Raw genomic sequence first — 20470 nt, 5'->3', positions numbered from 1 at the left:
GGTCGTGCCTATTGTGCCGCCTGAACCTCCATGCGCCCGGTGGCAGTGCGGGCCGAAAGCTGCGGCCGGTACATATCCTCGACGGAGGCAGCCGGATGGTCGTAAACGCCCGGGGTCACGGCACGCACCACATAGGCGAGCGTGACTTCGCGCCCGGCCCCGATGCTGCGGTCCAGCGCCGCGACGAAGCGGTCGTTGCGGAACTCCGTATGCGTCGCAGTGATCTCGCCGAGCCACTCGAAGTTGCCGAGCTGGGCGCTGTCGACGAGGCTCGGATTGTCGATCTGGAAGCCGGCCGGCAACAGGTCGGTGACGAGCACGCGCGACGGCCAGTCGTTGGCTTCCGTCACTTTCAGTACGACGACATAGCGCTCGTTCTGTCGGGCTTCCATGACGTTCGCCTCGGCGCCGTCGAGCGTGTAGTAGGTGCGCTCGATGGTGAAACCGTCGCCGCCGGCCGAAAGCGGTTGGGCGGGTGCGGCAACCGTGGTGACGACGGCCGAGACCGGATCGGCGCCCTGGTTGCGGATCACGATCGGATGGGTCGTAAGCGCGTCGCCGGTCATCTGGGCGGCGTAGCTGCCGGTCTTCGATGCGCCATTGACCTCCAGTGCCATGTCCTCATCGCCGTTCTGGATGGCGCGGGCGGCAAGCAGCATCCAGGCCTGTTCCTGGGTGCTGGTGTAAGTCTTCTGCTCCCATTCGCGCGCGACGATCTTCGACAACTCGGGAACGATCGGCGGAACCGGGCGGCTTTCGGCGGCGAGCGCCAGCACCGCCGCGTTGTCACGCAGCGACGAGCCGTAATCGGAGCGCGACAGGCTGACATTGATGAGGCCGGTCGACATGTTCGCCGCCTTGGCAAAGGTATCCTGCGACCCCTGGGCGTCGCCATAGAGTGCCAGCGCCGCGGCGATATGCGCCTTGGCGAGCGGCGTGGGGAAGTCGTCGATCAGCGTGTTGGCGTAGTAGCGCAGGTCGTTGATCGCCGCCTTGCGATTGCGGGCGAGCACGTAGAGCGCATAGGCGATCTCGTTGCCGCGGTCCTTGGCATTGGTGTCGTAGCTGACGCCGTTCTGCAGGTTTTCAAGCGCCTGGACCATCGCGGCCTCCGGCACGTCGTACTTCTGTTCGCGGGCGCGGGTGAGGAAATCGGTGACATAGGCGTCGAGCCAGAGATCGCCATAACCCGGGCCCCAGAGGCCGAAACTGCCCGACGACGATTGATAGGAAAGTACGCGATAGATCGCCTCCTGCACCCGTTTCGTCACGCCTTCGTCGTCGGTGAGACCGGACTGCTTGGCGAGCTCGCTGAGGTAGAGCAGCGGCAGCGCGCGGCTCGTCGTCTGTTCGGCGCAGCCATAGGGGTAGCGATCGAGCGTCATCAGCAGCGCCGGCATATCGAAGGCGGCCGAACGCGTGACGCTGAGGTTGACCGAGGCGCCCTGCAGAATGCTGTCGGCGAGCAACTGCCCGTCGACCGTCAGGCTGCTTCCGGGCGCGATTGCGACGACCTGCCGCTGGGTCACCGGCAGGGTTGCCGGACGCACAAGCAGATCGAGCGATTGTTCCAGTGAAAGTCCGTTGGCACCGGTCAGCGCCACCGTAACGACGCCGTTGCCGGGGTATTGCCCGACCACCGGCAAGGTGATGGAGGAACGGCCGCCCTGGTCCAGGGTCACCGTGTTGCCGGTGCCCGGTTGTTCGACTGTGGCAGGACCACTGGTCGTGACATGGATCTGGTAGTCGCCGGCCGGTGCATCGGTGTTAGCGATGTCGAGCCTCAGTTCCGACCGGTCTCCCGGCGCCAGGAACCGCGGCAGGCTGGCGGTGACGACGACCGGATCGCGGATCACCACGTCGCGCATGGCGTGGCCGACGCCGGATTTCGTCCAGGCAACGGCCATCAGCCGCGCTGTGCCGTTGAACTGCGGGATGTCGAAGCTGACGGTCGCCTTGCCGTCGCTGTCGAGCTGTACCGGCCCTTCGAAGAAGGCGACCAGCTTTTCCGTGGGCGGGCTGCCCTGAAGAGCGACCTGTCCGCCGTCACCGCCGGTGCGCAACCGCCCGGTGGCGCCAAGCGAGCCGTCGATCAGGCGGCCGTAGAGGTCGCGGATCTCGAGGCCGAGCTGCCGCTGGCCGAAGTACCAGGCTTCCGGATCTGGCGCCTCGTAACGCGTGAGATTGAGGATGCCGACGTCGACCGCGGCGATCGTCACATAGGCTTCCTCGTTGGCACCGGCACCGGCAACCTGAAGGCTGATGTCGAGTGCCTTGCGCGGTTCCATCTTTTCCGGTGCATCGAGTGTGACCGCGAGCTTGCGCTCGGCCGGATCGACCGAGAGCCATTTGATGCCGATCGAGCGCATCGGCATGCGGCTTTCCTGCGCATCGCCCGGCCGGTAGAGCGTCGCCGTCACATAGGCGCCGGCGCCCCAGGCTTCGGTAACCGGCAGCTCGACTTCGCCGCCTTCCGCGGCAATCGATGCGGTCTGGGTGGTGATCAGGTTCTCCGTGCCGACAGTGACCAGCAGTTCACCGGCAAAGCGCGGCGAGACCTTGAGCTTGGCCGTGTCTCCGACCGCGTATTTCTCCTTGTCGAGCGCGATCTCCAGGCCGTCGGGCGTTTCGGTGGAGGTGGCAGCGACATACCAGCCGGCGTCGAACTCGACGCTCGACGTCGGACCGTCGATCGAGGCTGTCTCGACCTCCAGGCGATAGCGCGCCCAACCAACCGGCACGGCGATTTCGCCGCCGTCTTCCGTCAGGTCGACGCTGCCGTTTGCCACCTGCTTGGTGGTGACGACAGGCTCGTATTTCCAGGCGCTGCCGTCACGGTACCAGTGATAATTGCGCTCGACGCTTATGAGTTTCCACAAGGCCCCGGGCATGGCGATCTTGCTGCCGCTCGGATCGACGGCGATGACACGGAACTTGCCGACGGAATTTTCGGCGAGTTCGCCTTCGAATTCCGGCTTGATCCCGAGCATCGGGCCCTCGGCGCGCACGGGCAGTTTCAGCGAACGTTCGACGGCGCGGCCGCCGGCCTCGCGCATGCGGACGGTGACGGTCGCGTCGAGCAGTTGCGTGGTCGAGGGCACTTCATCGATGAGGATGTCGAAGCTGGATTTACCTTCCTCGTCGAGCGGTGAAAGTTCCTCAAGCGGCAGGCGCGTGTCTTCGCTCGCCTCTTCGTCGGCGAGGCCGAAGGAATAGCCCTTGAAGGCGGCACTTTCGCGCGTCGGCTTGATCGTCACTTCGCCTTCGAGCTCGAGGCCGGCCGCGGGCGCGCCGTAGAGATAGCGCCCGTCGACAGCGACGCTTGCCGTCTCGCCGACAGCGATTTCCTTGGCGTCGCTCGTCAGGTCGAATTCGGTACGATCGGGCACGAAGTCGTCGACCAGGAATTGCTTTTCGCCGATCGCCGGGGATTTCGGATCGGTGAAGATCTGCATCGTCCAGGTGCCGCGCATTGTGTTGGCCTGGGTGTCGAGATCGAGCGTATGGCCGCCGAGCTTACCACCGGGGCTGGTCATGCGGCGATACTCGACGCCGTCCGGGCGCAGGAAGACGAAGGTCAGCGGCAGGTTCTCGATCGCCATGCCGTCGACGTCGCGCGCAAGCGCCGCCGCATGCACCGTTTCGCCGGCACGATAGATGCCGCGCTCGGTCCAGGCGAGTATGTCGATGGCGCCGGGCGCGGCGCGGCCGGTGACACCGCGGTCGGAGAGGTCGAAGCCGGCGCGGCTCATGTCGAGGAAGACGTAATCGTCTTCGCCCTTCTTGGCGGTGATGACCGCAGGGGTCAGTCCGGCCGTGCCGCGGATCAGACCCGCCGTGAATGTGACGCGGCCATCGCTATCGCTGGTCGCCGTGCCAAGAATCTCGTTGTTCTTGGCGACGAGCTGCAGTTTAACGCCTTCGATCGGTTCCGCCGAGGCGAGCGAGCGAACGAAGACGTTCAGCCCGTCGGTGCCGGCATAGGTGGAAACGCCGATATCGGAAACGACGAACCATTGCGTCGCGCGCGCATCCCATTCCTGGCTGACGCCGGTGGTCGGGGCTGCGGTTAGAACGTAGACGCCGGGCTTGCGCTCAGGCAGCGCCTCGTCGACCGGGAAGCTGGTAACGACCTCCTTGTTGACGTCACGCGCGATGTCGATCGTGCCCTGCCAGACGAGTTCGCCGCTTTCGTCCTCGATCCGCTGGGCGCTGTAGCCGTCGAGCTGGGTCAGGAACTGCGAGCTCTGCAGCACCTGGGCGATGCTGCGGTCGCCGACGCGGTAGAGCTTGAGTTTGGCGCTGTCGGTATTGACTGATACGAGGGGGATGCCGCGGCGTGCGGTCGAGGGCAGCACGAAGCTGTCGCCGGTGAAGCGCACCATCTGAGCGCGGTCCGCGACATAGATGTCGAGGGTGACAGGCGCTTCCAGCACCTCGTCGACCGTGGATGGCAGGCCGGTCCTGAGCGTCAGTTTGTAACGCTCGCCATGCGAAAGTCCTTCGACGCAGATCTGGTCGCCCTTGGCTTCAAGCGCTTTTGGCGCCGCACCGTTGACGGTGACGAAGGAGGCATAGTCGGCGCCGCTCTTCAGAAGCTGTTCGGAGAACTGCACGCAGGCGCGGGGCGTTGCTGCGTCCGAGTCGATCGTATGCTCGACCACGCGGAAGCCCTTGCGCTGCTTGAGATCGAGATAGGCCGCCTCGACGGATTTCGCCTTCACCAGCTCCAGGCTCGCCTTGTAGGCGTCCAGTGCGGCGCGGTAATTTTCAGCGCCTTCGAGCGATTTCGCCATGACGGCGAGCGCATGCGCCCGGCTCTCGGTCGTGCGGGTCAACTCGTAGCCGTTGATCGTGGCGATCGCCGCTTGCATCGACACGGCCGAATTGTTGGTGATGCGGTTGGCCGTGCGGGCTGTCTCAAGCCAAAGCTCGGCGTCGTCGGGCGTGATCGCTAGCGCACCCTGGAAGGCCTTCAGGGCGTTCTCGATATTGCCCATGCCGGCCTGGCCACGCGCCATGTCGAGGAGCGTATTGATGCCCATTCCCTGCTGGTCGTCGGCAAGGGCGAGATTGGCCTTGGTGTTGCGGGCGTCCTGCAGGATCTGGTCCGACAGGAATTTCAGCCGCGGCGGCGCACCAATATCGGCTTCGGCGGCCTGCGGCTGGACGATCTTGCCGGCGATCGCGCCCGGGAAGGAATTCAGCTGATTGTAATCAGACTTGAGGAAGCACCACTTCACCTTGGGATTGTAGGTGAAGGCGCGGCAGGACTGATCGGCGATACAGGTCTGCTGGCACTCGTCGAGCGAGACGTTTTGCTCGGTCCTGAGATCGAAACCGAAGTAGTCGCCATCCTGCGTTATCTCGACTTGGCGACCGGTCTCCTGCGCAGCGGCGGGACTTCCGATGGTCAAAAGAGACAAAAGTAGGGTGGAAAGGCCGAAAAACGCGCGCACAGACATCAAGTCCTCCCAACGCTGCCGGTCTCGATAGAGGCTTCACTTTTCAGGCTTCCGCGTCGCTTGTCAACCGAGGAGAGATCAAGCTCCGGTGCAATTTCAGCGGGAGTCCTAGTGTGAAGAGTCAAGAATCGATCCGGAATGAAACAAGATAAAACGATATGTAAATCAAACTATTATGACGGTTGGCCAGAGTGGCGGGAAAGCTGCGCCGCTAGCCTCTTTGTTCTCTGAGGAAGATGGTCAACGAGCGACCGGCATCAAGGATATGGTCGCGCGTCAACGCACAAGCCCGCTCGGCGTCGCGTGCCATACAGGCATCCAGGATCGCCTTGTGCTCGCGACGCGCCCGGGCAACGCCTGACGTGAGCGTCAACTGCGCACGAAGGTAGCGATCGATACGGTCGAGCGAGGCGCGGACGATCTGGAGGTAATAGGGCCGCCGCGCCGCCTCGTAGAGACTGTAGTGGAAGTTGCGGTTGATCTCGCCCCAGCGATCCGCATTCTCCTCGCGTTCGAACTCCTCGCAATGCTGGCGTGCAAGCTCGAGTGTGCGACGGTCGAGATTGGGCACGGCCAGACGAATGACTTCGGCCTCGATGAGCGCGCGGAACTCGAAAATCTCTTCGATTTCTTCGATCGAAAGCCCGGCGACGACCGCGCCCTTGTAGCGCTCCGTGGTGATCAGGCCATGCTGCTCAAGACGTGAAAGCGCCTCGCGCACCGGAATGCGGCTGGTGTTGAACATCTGGGCGATGTGGTCCTGGCGCAGGTTCTCGCCCTCGGCGAGGTCACCTTCGATGATCGCCTTGCGCAAGGCTTCATAGACGATATCGGCGGCTGAGGCGGCTTGCCTGACATCGACGGCATCGAGTTTCATCGTGTTCAAACCTACTGGCCAAGCGTCGGGCTTGGCGGATCCGGAAGCGTTTTAGCGTTGTTGGTCAATGGTCATAGGTCCAATCCGGACGCCGGGCAACAGAGCCTTGTGGCTCAGGAGGTGATTTCGAATATTTCAGATTGTATATTGGATCCAATATTTCTATGAGTCGTTTCACCGGGCTCAGCGCTGTCGCGTATCATCCCGGCAAAATGCGGGAGTACGGCCGATGCGCAGGGCGTCGGTCGCCCAGGTGGCGCCCGTCCACCGCTTGCAAGGAGAAGAGGCATGCGCAGCAACAAGGTCGTCCATATCGTATCCTGCCACGCGGAAGGGGAAGTCGGCGACGTCATCGTCGGCGGCGTCGCACCCCCGCCCGGAAATACGCTCTGGGAACAGCGCCGCTTCATCGCTGAAGACCAGACGCTGCGCAATTTCGTGCTCAACGAGCCACGCGGCGGCGTCTTCCGTCATATCAACCTGCTCGTGCCGCCGAAGGATCCGCGCGCGACGATGGGCTTCATCATCATGGAGCCCGAGGACACGCCGCCGATGTCCGGCTCCAACTCCATCTGCGTTTCCACCGTGCTGCTCGACAGCGGCATTGTGCCGATGCAGGAGCCGGAAACCCACATGGTGCTGGAAGCGCCGGGTGGGCTGGTGAACGTCGTGGCCCAGTGCCGCAACGGCAAGGCCGAGCGCATCACCGTCACCAACGTTCCGTCCTTCGCCGACAAGCTCGATGCCAAGCTCGAGGTCGAGGGCCTGGGCACACTGACCGTCGACACGGCCTATGGCGGCGACAGCTTCGTCATCACCGACGCCCGCGCGCTCGGGTTTTCGGTCACGCCGGACGAGGCGCGCGAGCTTGCGGAGACCGGCATCAAGATCACCCGCGCGGCCAATGAACAGCTCGGTTTCACCCATCCGGAAAATCCGGAATGGGCACACATCTCCTTCTGCCAGCTCACGCTGCCGGTCGAGGAAAAGGACGGCGTTCTGCACGGTCGCAACACCGTGGTGATTCAGCCGGCCAAGCTCGACCGTTCGCCGACCGGCACCGGTTGTTCGGCACGCATGGCGGTATTGCATGCCCGCGGCGTGATGAAGGTCGGCCAGCGGTTCAGCGGCCATTCCATCATCGATTCGACGTTCGATTGCCGCATCGCCGGCGAGACGACGGTCGGAGGACGCCCGGCGATCGTGCCGGAAATCTCCGGCCGGGCCTGGATCACCGGCACGCACCAGGTGATGCTCGACCCGGCCGATCCGTGGCCGGCCGGCTATCGGCTTGCCGATACCTGGCCGCGCAAGCAGTAAGCGATATCGGAGCGGGNCCTTTCGGTTTGGCGTTGCCGCCCTAGTCGTCCTTGATGATCCGGGTGGTGCCGACCCAGAGTTCCCGGGCCGGCCCGGCGCCGACATTGCGGGCGCGATGGGGCAACGAGGCTGGGAAGTGCAGCGTGTCGCCGGCCTTCAACAGATATTCCTTGCCATTGATCTCGTAGAGCATCTCGCCATCGATCAGGTAGAGGAAGTCCTCGCCTTCGTGGCTCGTCAGTTCGGAGGCGTAACCCTTGGGCATATGGGTGATGCAGCCATTGAGCGCGGCGCCCGGAAAGCCGCGTTCGATTAGCTCGTAGACGCGCTCCTTGGTCTCGACATTATAACCGGGCCGTTCGCCGGCATGCGACACCATGGAATGCCCGTGCTGCGGCGGTTGCGATAGGAAGGTGTCGACACTGGTGCCAAGCGCGTTGGCGACGTTATAAAGCGAGATCAGCGACGGGGTGGAGATGCCGCGCTCGATCTGGCTGATAAAGCCCTCCGTCAGACCGGCCTCGCGTGCCACGTCCTTCATGGTCTTGCCGATTTCCTTGCGGCGGGCGCGCAGCATCTGGCCGAGCGACGTGGGCGCCGAGGTTGCGGGGAGGGAGGCGCCACTGGCTGCTTCTGGCGCCTCTTCGATCTTCAGGGGCATGATTTTCTTTCCGCTTGACTCACGTCTATCGATGTACTTTAGTCCAGCTAAAGTTGGTTCGGCAAGCGATCAGATCGCATGCCGGCCTTCTTGAAAAGGGGAACTACAAGAACGTCTTCGCGGCAATCCGTCGGCGTCTAAAAACATTAAGAAAAATTGGATCCAATATCCAATTGAACGTGTTGAGCGCGCGATCGATGCTGGCTGCAGTCAAAGGAGGAGTGAGATGAAACGTATATTGCCTATCATGCTCGGTGCGACGCTCGGGCTGCTTTCGGCCACCTCGGCATTTGCCATCGAACGCGGTGGCGCGATGACATTCGCACGCTATGACGACTCGACCGTCATCGATCCTGTTTATGCGGACCGCAATCCCGACCTCTGGATGGTGAACGGTCTCTATGAGACGCTGCTGCGCAACGGCGCCAACGGTTCGATCGTGCCGGGGCTTGCCGAAACCCATGAGGTCTCCGCCGACGGCAAGACCATCACACTGGCGCTCCGAACTGGCCTGAAATTCTCCGACGGCTCTGATCTGACCGGCGCCGACGTCGTCTTCTCGCTCGACAGGGCGCGCAATGCCGATCTCGGTCCATGGGCCGGGCTGCTCGGTGCCGTCGACAAGGTGACGGCCGACGGCAACAAGATCACCGTGTCGCTGAAGAACCCCGATCCGACGATCATCTCGATTCTGGCGACCTTCAACACCGGCATCATGCCGAAGGCGGCCTTCGAGAAGGCGGCCGGTGCAACGGACCAGGAAAAGGCGCGCGCCTTCTTTGCGGCCGGACCGGTGACGTCAGGCCCCTTTGTCATGAAGAGCCACGTGCAGGGCTCGAGCATGAGCTTCGAGCGCAACCCGAACTACTGGCGCCAGGGTGAAGACGGCAAGCCGCTGCCCTATCTCGACCGGGTCGAATTCCTCGTCATTCCCGATGACGCCACCCGCATTCTCAAGCTTCAGGCCGGCGAAGTCGATGCGGCCGAGTTCATTCCCTTCGCCCGCGTCGGCGAACTCGGCGCCGATCCGAACCTGAAGATGGAGCTCTTCCCGTCGACCCGTATCGTCTACGCGCCGATCAACACGCGCGAGGCGAAGAAGGACGGCTCGAAGAACCCGCTTGCCGATATCAAGGTGCGTCAGGCGCTGAACTATGCGACCGACAAGAACGTGCTGATCAAGCTCGTGACTTTCGACACCGGCAAGCCGATGACCTCGCTGATGTCGGCGGCAACGCAGCTTCACTATGGCCCCGAGCCGCTCTACCCGTATGACCCGGAAAAGGCCAAGCAGCTGCTTGCCGATGCCGGCCTCAGTGGCGGTTTCGAAGTGAAGCTCACGACGCTTGCCGGCAGCGCCGACGACGCGACGCTGTTTACCGCCCTCCAGCAGATGTGGGCGCCGCTCGGCGTCAACCTCAAGGTGGAGCAGGTCGACAACCCGACACGCGGCGAGAAGAACCGCTCCGGCGACTTCGACATCCACACCTATGGCTGGGCCAACGACGTCAACGATCCGGCGCAGGTGACCGGCTGGCTCGGCTACTACAAGCAGCGCCAGGCCGTCGGCACGGGCTGGAACAACCAGGAATTCAACACGCTCTTTGAAGCCTCCAACTTCGAAACCGATCCGGCCAAGCGCAAGGATGAATACAAGCGCATGCAGGAGATCTATGCGGCGGAAGCGCCACTGCTCTTCCTGTTCGAAACGCCGTTTGCCGTCGCCGTCTCCAAGTCGATCGAAGGTTACGTGCAGACGCCGCTCGGCGCCAATGACTTCTCCGAAGCCTGGCGCGCCGACTGATTGCGGAACGATCTGCGAAGGCCGGGTGGAAATCCGCCCGGTCTTCCGTTGAAGGTTGGAACCATGCCCTCACTTTCCTATCTCGTGGCGCGGCTGCTGCAGATCATCCCGACGTTCCTGTTGGTGATGATCTTCATCTTCCTGCTCGTGCGCCTCTTGCCGGGCGACCCGGCGATCGCCATGGCCGAAGCCAAGGCGACCGATGCCCAACTTGAGCAGATGCGGCACAATCTCGGTCTCGACCAGCCGCTGCCGGTGCAGTTCCTCGTCTTCGTCAAGAATACGCTGACGGGTGACCTCGGCCGCTCGATCATGCTGAAGGCGCCGGTGATGGAGATCATTCTTAGTCGCCTGCCGACAACGATCTTCCTGGCGCTCTATTCGGTCGTGCTTGCCATCTTCCTCGCCGGTCCGCTCGCGTTTCTCGCGGCGGCGCGGGTCAACACCTCCGTCGATGTCGCCATCCGCAGCGTCTTTCAGGTCGGGCTTTCCATGCCCGTGTTCTACATCGGGCTTCTGCTTTTGACGGTGCTGGCCGCGCAATTGCGCTGGTTTCCGGTCGGCGGCTACGGCAAGACCTTCCTCGCCAATCTCTACCATCTGATCCTGCCGGCGCTGAGCGTCGCGCTCTATACGTCGGCGATCATCCTGCGCAATCTGCGCGCCTCGCTGATCGAGGTGCTCGACGCCGATTACGTCCAGTTCGCTCGCGCCAAGGGCCTTTCGCCGCGCATCATCATGACCCGCCATGTGCTGCGCAACGCTCTGGTCTCCACCGTGACCCTGCTGGGCCTGTCGATCGGCAACCTGATGAGCGGCACGCTGGTGACCGAGACGGTCTTTGCCATTCCCGGCGTCGGCCGGCTGATGCTGGAGGCGATCTTTGCCCGCGATTATCCGCTGATCCAGGGCCTGACGCTGACCTTCGCCGTGCTCGTCTCCGTCGTCTTCCTGCTGACGGACGTCGTGCAATCCTGGCTCGATCCGAGGCTTCGCCAATCATGAGCGCTATCACGCATTCCCATTCGCGGACGCGGGGACGGCTCGCCGCCTTTCTGGCGCGCGCCTTCGCCCGCCCGTCCTTCGTGATCGGCATCGCCATCCTCGGTCTGTCGCTTGCGCTTGCTCTGTTCCCTCAGAACTTTGCACCCTACGATCCGCTTGCCTTCGATCTCCAGGCGATCCAGCAGGGACCGAGCCTTGCTCATCCTTTCGGCACCGACAATTTCGGCCGCGATGTGCTCTCGCGCGTCATCTGGGCCTATCGTGTCGACATGCAGATGGCTTTCTTTGCGACGATCTTCGCGCTTTTGATCGGCCTCACGGTCGGGGCATTCGTCGGCTACTACGGCGGCATTGCCGACGTGATCTTCGGTCGCTGCGTCGATGCCATCATCACCTTTCCCTTCCTGGTTCTGGTGATCGCGATCGTCGCTGTGCTCGGCCCTGGCCTCGTCAACATGTATGTGGCGATCACCGCGGTGAACTGGGTCTATTACGCCCGGCTGACCCGCGCCGAAATCATGGCGCAGAAGGCCAACGACTATGCTGCCGCCGGCCGGGTGCTCGGCTATTCCGATCGCCGGATCATCTTCCGCCATCTCTTGCCGAACGCGATTTCGCCGATCATCGTCTACTGGATGACCGACATGGCGCTCGCGATTCTGCTCGGGTCGTCGCTCGGTTATCTCGGCCTCGGCGCCCAGCCGCCGGCTGCCGAATGGGGCGTATTGATCGCCGAGGGGCGCAACTTCCTGATGACGGCCTGGTGGATGAGCCTGATGCCGGGCATTGCCATCGTGTTGACCGGCCTCGGCTTCAGCCTCGTCGGCGACGCACTTGCCGATCTGCTCCGGCCGAAGGGACGCTGAGATGGGAACACAAGAAGGAACGGTGGTGCTCGACGTCAAGCATCTGCGCACCGAGTTCGGCACGCATGAACGGCCGCTGGTCGCTGTCGATGACGTTTCGTTCCAGGTAGGGCAGGGTGAAATCCTCGGCCTCGTCGGCGAATCCGGCTCGGGCAAAAGCATCACGCTGCGTTCGATCCTCGGCATTGTCCGCCCACGCGGACGTGTCGCTGGCGAGATCCTGTGGAACGGTCAGGATCTGGTCGCGCTTGACGAGGCTCGGCTCCGGCGTATCCGCGGCCGCGAGATCGCAATGATCTTTCAGGAGCCGATGTCGTCACTCAACCCGCTGCTGACGGTCGGCCTGCAGATTTCGGAGAACCTCGTCGCCCATACGGACCTCGACGCCAGGCAGAGAAGAGCGCGGGCGATCGAACTCCTCGATCTCGTCGGCATCCCCGCCGCGCGCAATCGTCTCGACGACTTCCCGCACGAGTTCTCCGGTGGCATGCGCCAGCGGGTGATGATCGCCATCGCTCTTGCCTCAAACCCGAAGCTGCTGTTGGCCGACGAGCCGACGACAGCGCTAGATGTCACGATCCAGGACCAGATCCTCAGGCTGATCCAGTCGCTGAGCCGCGACCTCGGCATGGCAGTGATCCTTGTGACCCATGACATGGGCGTCGTTGCCGAAACCTGCGACCGCGTCGCCGTCATGTATGGCGGCAGGCTTTGCGAGATAGGGACGACGACGGACGTGATTGCCGATGCGCGTCATCCCTATTCGCTGGGGCTGTTGCGCTCGATCCCGCGGGATGTGGCGCCGCGATCGCCACTCTATTCCATCCCCGGCGCACCGCCCGCTCTGAACGCGCTGCCGCCAGGCTGCGCCTTCAGCGCCCGCTGTCCGGTCGCCGGTCGCGAATGCCCAGACCTTCGGCCCAAACTCGAAGTGATCGGCGCGTCGCGGCTGGTCGCCTGTCATCACCTTGCAGACGCACAAACGCATTTCGGACCACGGGAGGCGGCGCAATGACGATCATTCCGACTTCGGTAGGCACGACGCCCTTGCTTTCGCTTCGCGCGCTGTCGATCCAGTTCGAGAAGCGACGCTCGCTTTCCGACACGCTTGCCCGACGTCCGCAACAGGTCGTCTCGGCGGTCAATGGCATCGATCTCGACGTGATGCCGGGTGAGACGCTGGGCATCGTCGGGGAATCCGGTTGTGGCAAGTCCACGCTCGCGCGCCTGATCGCCGGACTGCACCGCCCAACCGCCGGCGATATCCTGTTTGAGGGCGAAAGCGCCGTAGGCCTCAAGGGGGCGCGGCGGCGGGCCTATAACAGGCGCGTCCAGATGATGTTTCAGGATCCTTATACCTCGCTCAATCCGCGCATGACCGTGCGTGATACACTGCGGGAAGCGATATCCGTGCATCGCATGCGTGAAGGGGCTGCGATCGACCAGCGCGTCGACGAGCTGCTGGACCTTGTCCGGCTGCCCGAAGGGGCCGCCGACAAATATCCGCATGAATTCTCGGGCGGCCAGCGCCAGCGCATCGGAATCGCTCGTGCGCTCTCGCTGGAGCCTATCTGCCTTGTGGCCGATGAACTGGTTTCGGCGCTCGACGTTTCGGTGCAGGCGCAGGTCGTCAATCTGTTGATCGAGCTTCAGGACGAGCTGGGCTTGACGGTGCTGTTCGTGGCGCATGATCTTCGGCTCGTGCGCCACGTCTCGCACCGCGTCGCCGTCATCTATCTTGGCGCGATCGTCGAGATCGGCCCGTCGGAGGCGCTGTTTTCGAGGCCGATGCATCCCTATTCCAAGGGGTTGCTTGCTGCTGCGCCTTCGCTCGATCCCGACGCAAGACGTCGCGCCCCCGCGCTATCAGGCGAGTTGCCGAGCCCGCTCGCCATCCCGCCTGGTTGTCCGTTCCACGTGCGCTGTCCGCACGCGACCGAGCTCTGCCGTCGCGAAAAGCCGGTGCTGCGTCCGGTCGGTGCCGGCATGACCGCCTGCCATTTCGCCGAGACGATCGGCGACGCCTGAAACTCAATTCGATAAGGAAGACATCATGGATACGAGAGCAAGGCCGGATATCTCCGGCCGGATCGGCGCCCTGCGGCGCAAGCTTGCGGAAACCGGGCTCGACGGCTACGTCGTGCCGCGCTTCGATGAGCATCAGGGCGAATATTGCGCGCCGCACGACAATCGCCTGGCTTTCGTCACCGGGTTCACCGGTTCCGCCGGCGTGGCGATCGTCATGCGCGACCGCGCCGCCATCTTCGTCGATGGCCGCTACCAGGTGCAGGTGCGCGACGAAGTGGATCTCGACACCTTTGCGATCGAGCACTTTTACGATGCGCCGCTCAAGGAGTGGCTGAGGAACAACCTGCGCAAGGGCGAGCGCGTCGGCTTCAATCCCATGCTGCTGCCGTCGACCTGGGACGTGGATTGCGGCCGGTCGGTGAAGGCTGCGGGCGGCTTTTGGACGCCCGTCGACGAGGATCTTGTCGACGCGATCTGGGCCGATCAGCCGGAAAAGCCGCTCGGCAAGATCATGGCCCTTCCGGTTGCCTATTCCGGCGAAAGCGTCGCCGAGAAGAAGCGCCGCATCGCCGCCATGCTGGCGGAGCAGGGGGCGGACCTGCTGATCGAGGCGCAGCCGGACAATATCGCCTGGTTCCTCAACGTTCGCGGTCGTGACGTTGCCTTCAACCCGATGCCGCAGTCCTTCCTGATCTTCGATCGCGCCGGGCAAACCGAATGGCTTGTCGATCATCGCAAGCTGCCGAACGACCTCTCGGATTTCGAGCTTGACGATGTCGCGATTGCCGAACCCGGGAAACTACTTGAGCGCGTCAAGGCGATGGCGGCCGGGCGCACGGCGTTGATCGACCCGGGTTTTGCCCCGTCTGCGGCGGCGCATGCGACGCGGACCGCTGGCGGAACAGTGCAACTGGTGCGAAGCCCAATCACGCTTGCCAAGATGCACAAGAACGCGACCGAGCTTGCCGGCTTTCGCGATTGCCACCGTCTCGATGGCGCGGCCTGGATCCGCTTTTTCGCCTGGCTTGAACAAAATGCCGCCGATCGGGATGCGAGCGGCCGGCCGGTGAGCGAACTCGAGGCGGAGGAGCGCATCCTCGGTTACCGGCAGATGGAGGAAAGCTTCGTCGAGCCAAGCTTCCGGTCGATCTCGGCGGCCGACGGCCACGCGGCAATGTGCCATTACGCGGCGACGCATGAGACCAGCGCGCCGATCAAGAGGGGCGGGGTCTACCTGCTCGACAGTGGCGGTCAGTATCTGACGGGCACCACCGACGCGACCCGCACGACCGCGATAGGTCCGGTCAGCGACGAGATCAGGCGTGCCTACACCGCCGTGCTCAAGGGGCTGATCTCCATGGTAACGCTGAAGTTTCCCAAGGGAACCTACGGCCACCAGCTCGACGCCTTCGCCCGTCGTCCCCTGTGGGATCTCGGGCTCGACTATGACCACGGGACTGGTCACGGCGTTGGCCACTTCCTTTCGGTCCATGAACAGCCCCAGCGCTTCGATCGCCGCGTCAACGAGATCGAGTTGAAGCCCGGCATGGTGACGACGATAGAGCCCGGCTACTACAAGGCCGGCGCCTACGGCATCCGCATCGAGAACCAGGTGGAGGTGGTGGACGATGGTGACGGTTTCCTGAGCTTCCGCAGCCTGACGCTGGTGCCGATCGACCTGCGGCTCGCCGACATGGATTTGCTGACCGCAGCCGAGCGGACGTGGATCGATGCCTATCATGGCCGGGTCGTACAGGAATTGGACGGGCTGCTCGATCAGGAGACGGTCGGCTGGCTGGCCGAACGGACAGCGCCGGTCGGCGCGTGATCGCTTTTTGGCCGTCTTTCCCTTCGCGGCCTTGCATGACGGACAGTATTGTGGCGGCGGGCCGATTGGTCCGCCGCTATTCTCTTTCTGATGGGCGGTCGCTCGGCGGTCGTGTGCGGTGCCTTTCATTCAAATGTGACCCCTTGCTCGCACGGTACCGTTTGTGATATTTTTCACAAAGATTGTTCGGGCCGCGCAAAGCTGCAGGACTTTTCTGACACGGAAGAAATCATGGTCAGCCGCAAGACAGCCCGCATCATCCAGCTCGCCGACGCGCTTTCGGGGCGGAGAGTTCTGCATCTGCGCGATGCTGCGGCCCTGCTTGGCGTCTCGGAAATGACGATCCGCCGCGACGTTGCCGACAATCCCGGCCAGTTCGCCTTTCTCGGAGGGCATATCGTGCCGGCGGGAGAGATTGAGCCCGATGCGCCCTATGAGCTTGCGCGCGAAGCCGACAGCCATGCGGCCGCCAAGCGCGAGGCCTGTGTCCACGCCGCCCGCCATATCCGGCCGGACGAGACGATCTTCATCGATTGCGGCACCACCTTGGAATACCTCGTCGATCTCATTCCGGAGGATTATTCAATAACGGCAGTGTGTTATTCGCTCAACGTGGCGGAGAAGCTGACGCGCAAGCCCAATGTCCGCATCGTCATGCTGGGCGGCGTCTATCACCCGTCATCGGCATCCTTCTCCGGCAATTCCGGGCTGGAAACGCTCGATTCGCTCGGCATCAACGTTGCCTTCCTTTCGGCGGCGGGCGTTGATCCGGGCCGAGGGGCGACCTGCGTGCATTTCCACGAGGTGTCGGTAAAGCAGAAGGTCATTTCGCTTGCCCGCGAGAACCATCTCGTCATCGATCTCAGCAAGATCGGCAAGCTGAAGCCGGCGTTTTTCGCGCCTCTTCACGTCTTTCGCTCTGTCATTACCGAAGAGGGCGAAACCCTGGTCCCGGGGCAGTAATCGCGACTGGATCAAAAATATTACGCATTCATCAAAATCCGGACGCTTCGCTTGACACCCTCAGTATTTGATGGAATAGTCACAAAAAATCGGTAGAAAAATAACAAAATTGACGATCTCCACGGCTGCGCCCCGGGTGTAGAGTTGTGCCGTGACAGGGAGTTCAAGGAGCCATCGCTTGGAAGACCTAGCTGTGAAGTCAGGCGCGACGAAAGCCGCGCAATCGCCGGCGGCGGGCCATAACTGGCCGCGCAACAACGGCATGGATCTCGACCTCGGCTGGGTGCTGGACCAGCGCGTCAACCTGTCTGCCGCCGAGCGCCGCGTTGCGACGCTGCCCGGCCGTCGGACGGTCAAGAAGGACGCCCAGGCCGCCTGGCTGCTGAAGGCCGTCACCTGCATCGACCTCACCACCCTCAACGGCGACGATACGACCGAGCGCGTCAAGCGTCTCTGCGCCAAGGCGCGGCAGCCCGTGCGCCAGGATCTGCTCGACGCGCTTGGCATGGGCGGTCGCGGTATCACGACCGGTGCTGTCTGCGTCTATCATCGTTTCGTTTCGACCGCCGTCGAGGCGCTTGACGGTTCGGGCATTCCCGTCGCCGCGGTTTCCACCGGCTTTCCGGCCGGTCTTATCCCGCACGATGTGAAGCTGCGCGAGATCGAGGCCTCGGTTGCCGATGGCGCCAGGGAAATCGACATCGTCATTACCCGCGAGCATGTTCTCACTGGCAACTGGCAGGCGCTCTATGACGAGATGCGTGACTTCCGCGCCGCCTGCGGCGACGCCCATGTGAAGGCGATCCTCGCCACCGGCGACCTGAAGACGCTGCGCAACGTCGCGCGCGCTTCGCTCGTCTGCATGATGGCCGGTGCCGATTTCATCAAGACCTCGACCGGCAAGGAAGGCGTCAACGCCACCCTGTTGGTGACGCTTGTCATGCTGCGCATGATCCGTGCCTATCAGGAACAGACCGGCCTCAAGGTCGGCTACAAGCCCGCCGGCGGCATTTCCGCGGCCAAGGACATCCTGAACTACCAGTTCCTGATGAAGGACGAACTCGGCCGTGAATGGCTCGAGCCGGATCTCTTCCGCATCGGCGCATCGAGCCTGCTTGCCGATATTGAGCGTCAGCTCGAGCACCACGTGACCGGCGCCTATTCGGCCCTCAACCGACACCCGATTGGATGATCCCGATGACTGTCGCAAGGTATTTTGACGAAATGTCCTACGGCCCCGCGCTCGAAGCCGACACCGAAGCCCGCCAGTGGCTGGCGCGCCACAAGGGCGAGTTCGGCCACTTCATCAACGGCGCTTTTGTCGCGTCTGCTACCGGCAAGTCTTTCGACACGAACGAGCCGGCCACGGGCAAGCTCCTGGCGAAAATTGCGCTCGGCGGCTCCAAGGACGTCGACGATGCGGTTGCCGCCGCCCGCAAGGCGCAAGGACCCTGGGCGAAGCTTCCGGGTCATGCCCGGGCGCGGCATCTCTATGCACTCGCCCGCATGATCCAGCGCCATGCGCGTCTGATCGCCGTCGTCGAGGCGATCGACAATGGCAAGCCGATCCGCGAAACCCGCGACATCGATATCCCGCTTGCCGCCCGCCACTTTTATCATCACGCCGGCTGGGCGCAGCTGCAGGAAACCGAATTCGCCGATCAGGTGCCGGTCGGCGTCGTCGGCCAGGTCATCCCCTGGAACTTCCCGTTCCTGATGCTCGCCTGGAAGGTCGCGCCGGCTCTGGCGCTCGGCAATACCGTCATCCTGAAGCCGGCGGAATTCACGCCGCTAACGGCGTTGCTCTTCGCTGAACTTGCTGCCGCTGCCGGTCTGCCGGCCGGTGTGCTGAACGTCGTGACCGGCGAGGGCGAAACCGGCGCGCTGATCGTCGAGCATTCGGATATCGACAAGATCGCCTTTACAGGCTCGACGGAGGTCGGCCGGCTCATTCGCGAACGCACCGCCGGCACCGGCAAGTCGCTGACGCTGGAACTCGGCGGCAAATCGCCTTTCATCGTCTTTGACGATGCCGACATCGACGGCGCCGTTGAGGGTGTGGTGGACGCCATTTGGTTCAACCAGGGCCAGGTTTGCTGCGCCGGTTCGCGCATCCTCGTGCAGGAAGGCGTGGCGCCGCTCTTCTACGGGCGTTTGAAGCGCCGCATGCAGACGCTGCGTGTCGGCCACCCGCTCGACAAGGCAATCGACATGGCGGCGATCGTCGCGCCGGTGCAGTTGCAGCGGATCGAAAGCCTGGTTGCCAAGGGCGTCGCCGAAGGGGCCGCTCTGCATCAGCCGTCGATCGAACTGCCGAAGGGCGGCAGCTTCTATCCGCCGACCTTGCTGACCGGCGTGCAGCCAACCTCGATCGTCGCGACCGAAGAGATCTTCGGGCCGGTCGCCGTCTCGATGACCTTCCGCACCCCGGAAGAGGCGATCCAGCTTGCCAACCACACGCGCTACGGCCTTGCCGCCAGCGTCTGGAGCGAGACCATCGGCCTGGCGCTGCACGTCGCGGCAAAGCTCGCCGCCGGCGTCGTCTGGGTCAACGCCACCAATCTCTTCGACGCGTCCGCCGGTTTCGGCGGCAAGCGCGAGTCCGGCTTCGGCCGCGAGGGCGGTCGCGAGGGCTGCTATGAATATCTGAAGCCGAAGGCATGGCTTGGCCGCAAGCTCAGGGCGGCAGTTGCCGAACCGGCGCTGAAACCGGTCGCTGGTGATTTCGCCCTGCCGACCGTCGACCGCACCGCCAAGCTCTATATCGGCGGCAAGCAGGCGCGGCCGGACGGCAATTACAATCGCAACGTTCTTTCGCCCAAGGGCAAGGTGCTCGGCGAGGTTGGCGAGGGCAATCGCAAGGATATCCGCAACGCCGTCGTCGCGGCGCAAGCGGCATCCGCCTGGTCCTCCGCAACGACGCACAACCGCGCCCAGATCCTCTACTACATTGCCGAAAACCTCAGCGGCCGTGCCGAGGAATTCGCCGATCGCATTGCCGACATGACCGGTGCTTCGGCCGCCAATGCCAAGGCGGAGGTCGAAGCCTCGATCGCGCGCCTGTTTACCTACGGCGCTTGGGCCGACAAGTACGAAGGTGCGGTGCACCAGCCGCCGCTTCGCGGTGTCGCACTTGCCATGCCCGAGGCGATCGGCGTCGTCGGCGTGATCTGCCCGCCGGAAGCACCGCTTCTCGGTATGATCAGCCTCGTCGCGCCGTTGATCGCCACCGGCAACCGGGTCGTCGTCGTGCCGAGCGAGCCGCATCCGCTGGCGGCGACCGATTTCTACACCGTTCTGGAAACGTCCGACGTTCCGGCTGGCGCCGTCAACATCGTCACCGGGTCGGCGATCGAGCTGGCAAAGACGCTTGCAAGCCACAACGACGTCGACGCCCTCTGGGCTTTCGGCACGCCTGACCTTTCGACGCTGGTCGAGAAACTCTCGTCCGGCAACCTGAAGCGGACCTTCGTCGATTACGGCAAGGTGACGAACTGGCTCGACCGTGACGCCGCGGAAGGCCCGGCCTATCTGCGCCGCGCGACCGACGTCAAGAACATCTGGATCCCCTACGGCGAGTAGGGGGGGCGCCACGCGCGGGGCGGAGGGAGCCGGCTCGCGCGATGGAAATGTGAACAGTTGGGGAGACGCGT

The 20470-nt window shown here is 63.6% G+C and carries 13 protein-coding genes; 10 read left to right on the top strand and 3 right to left on the bottom strand.

Translation table 11 applies throughout. The annotated features are described in order from the left end of the window. Positions 1-8 precede the first annotated feature (8 nt). Together ACTJKM_RS16185 and ACTJKM_RS16180 are read right to left on the bottom strand one after the other, a co-directional pair. On the bottom strand, positions 9-5465 hold the full coding sequence (locus ACTJKM_RS16185; RefSeq protein ID WP_440660618.1) for an MG2 domain-containing protein: 5457 nt from the start codon (positions 5463-5465) through the stop codon (positions 9-11). A 211-nt stretch (positions 5466-5676) separates the two neighbouring features. Further along, entirely contained in the window at positions 5677-6342 is a 666-nt protein-coding gene (locus tag ACTJKM_RS16180) for a GntR family transcriptional regulator (RefSeq protein ID WP_058325998.1), read from the bottom strand. Between the two features lie 288 nt (positions 6343-6630). Here ACTJKM_RS16180 and ACTJKM_RS16175 point away from each other — a divergent pair, with 288 nt between their 5' ends. Continuing rightward, positions 6631-7662: a trans-3-hydroxy-L-proline dehydratase gene (locus ACTJKM_RS16175; RefSeq protein ID WP_113511538.1), complete on the top strand. Its 1032-nt coding sequence runs from the start codon at positions 6631-6633 to the stop codon at positions 7660-7662. A 40-nt stretch (positions 7663-7702) separates the two neighbouring features. Here ACTJKM_RS16175 and ACTJKM_RS16170 read toward each other — a convergent pair whose 3' ends face one another. After that, on the bottom strand, positions 7703-8323 hold the full coding sequence (locus tag ACTJKM_RS16170) for a helix-turn-helix domain-containing protein (RefSeq protein ID WP_058326375.1): 621 nt from the start codon (positions 8321-8323) through the stop codon (positions 7703-7705). Between the two features lie 226 nt (positions 8324-8549). Here ACTJKM_RS16170 and ACTJKM_RS16165 point away from each other — a divergent pair, with 226 nt between their 5' ends. The 9 genes from ACTJKM_RS16165 (at position 8550) to ACTJKM_RS16125 (ending at position 20399) form a co-directional block, all read left to right on the top strand. After that, positions 8550-10127 (top strand): ABC transporter substrate-binding protein, encoded by a 1578-nt coding sequence (locus ACTJKM_RS16165; RefSeq protein WP_440660616.1) that lies wholly within the window; start codon positions 8550-8552, stop codon positions 10125-10127. A 63-nt stretch (positions 10128-10190) separates the two neighbouring features. After that, positions 10191-11132, top strand: a complete 942-nt coding sequence (locus ACTJKM_RS16160; protein WP_440660614.1) for an ABC transporter permease — start codon at positions 10191-10193, stop codon at positions 11130-11132. Then, positions 11129-11998 (top strand): ABC transporter permease, encoded by an 870-nt coding sequence (locus ACTJKM_RS16155; protein WP_082663441.1) that lies wholly within the window; start codon positions 11129-11131, stop codon positions 11996-11998. Before ACTJKM_RS16160 ends, ACTJKM_RS16155 begins: the two co-directional genes overlap by 4 nt. Before the next feature lies 1 nt (position 11999). Beyond that, complete coding sequence (locus tag ACTJKM_RS16150; protein ID WP_058326373.1) at positions 12000-13013, top strand: ABC transporter ATP-binding protein; 1014 nt, start codon at positions 12000-12002, stop codon at positions 13011-13013. Next, positions 13010-14026 (top strand): ABC transporter ATP-binding protein, encoded by a 1017-nt coding sequence (locus ACTJKM_RS16145; RefSeq protein ID WP_058325028.1) that lies wholly within the window; start codon positions 13010-13012, stop codon positions 14024-14026. The genes ACTJKM_RS16150 and ACTJKM_RS16145 overlap by 4 nt, the downstream gene beginning before the upstream one ends. Before the next feature lie 25 nt (positions 14027-14051). After that, positions 14052-15854 carry an aminopeptidase P family protein gene (locus ACTJKM_RS16140; protein WP_113511544.1) on the top strand — a complete coding sequence of 601 codons (1803 nt, stop codon included), beginning with the start codon at positions 14052-14054 and terminating at the stop codon, positions 15852-15854. 231 nt (positions 15855-16085) lie between these two features. Beyond that, positions 16086-16817, top strand: a complete 732-nt coding sequence (locus tag ACTJKM_RS16135; protein ID WP_113511546.1) for a DeoR family transcriptional regulator — start codon at positions 16086-16088, stop codon at positions 16815-16817. A gap of 178 nt (positions 16818-16995) precedes the next feature. Then, positions 16996-18009 carry a deoxyribose-phosphate aldolase gene (gene deoC, locus ACTJKM_RS16130; RefSeq protein WP_110878876.1) on the top strand — a complete coding sequence of 338 codons (1014 nt, stop codon included), beginning with the start codon at positions 16996-16998 and terminating at the stop codon, positions 18007-18009. A gap of 5 nt (positions 18010-18014) precedes the next feature. Then, positions 18015-20399 (top strand): aldehyde dehydrogenase family protein, encoded by a 2385-nt coding sequence (locus ACTJKM_RS16125; protein WP_440660612.1) that lies wholly within the window; start codon positions 18015-18017, stop codon positions 20397-20399. Positions 20400-20470: the final 71 nt, after the last annotated feature.

It is taken from the genome of Ensifer sp. 22460 (assembly GCF_052044935.1).
Taxonomy (GTDB): Bacteria; Pseudomonadota; Alphaproteobacteria; order Rhizobiales; family Rhizobiaceae; genus Ensifer.
The sequence above is the reverse complement of the archived record's forward strand: the minus strand, read 5'-3'. Positions and strand labels throughout refer to the sequence as shown.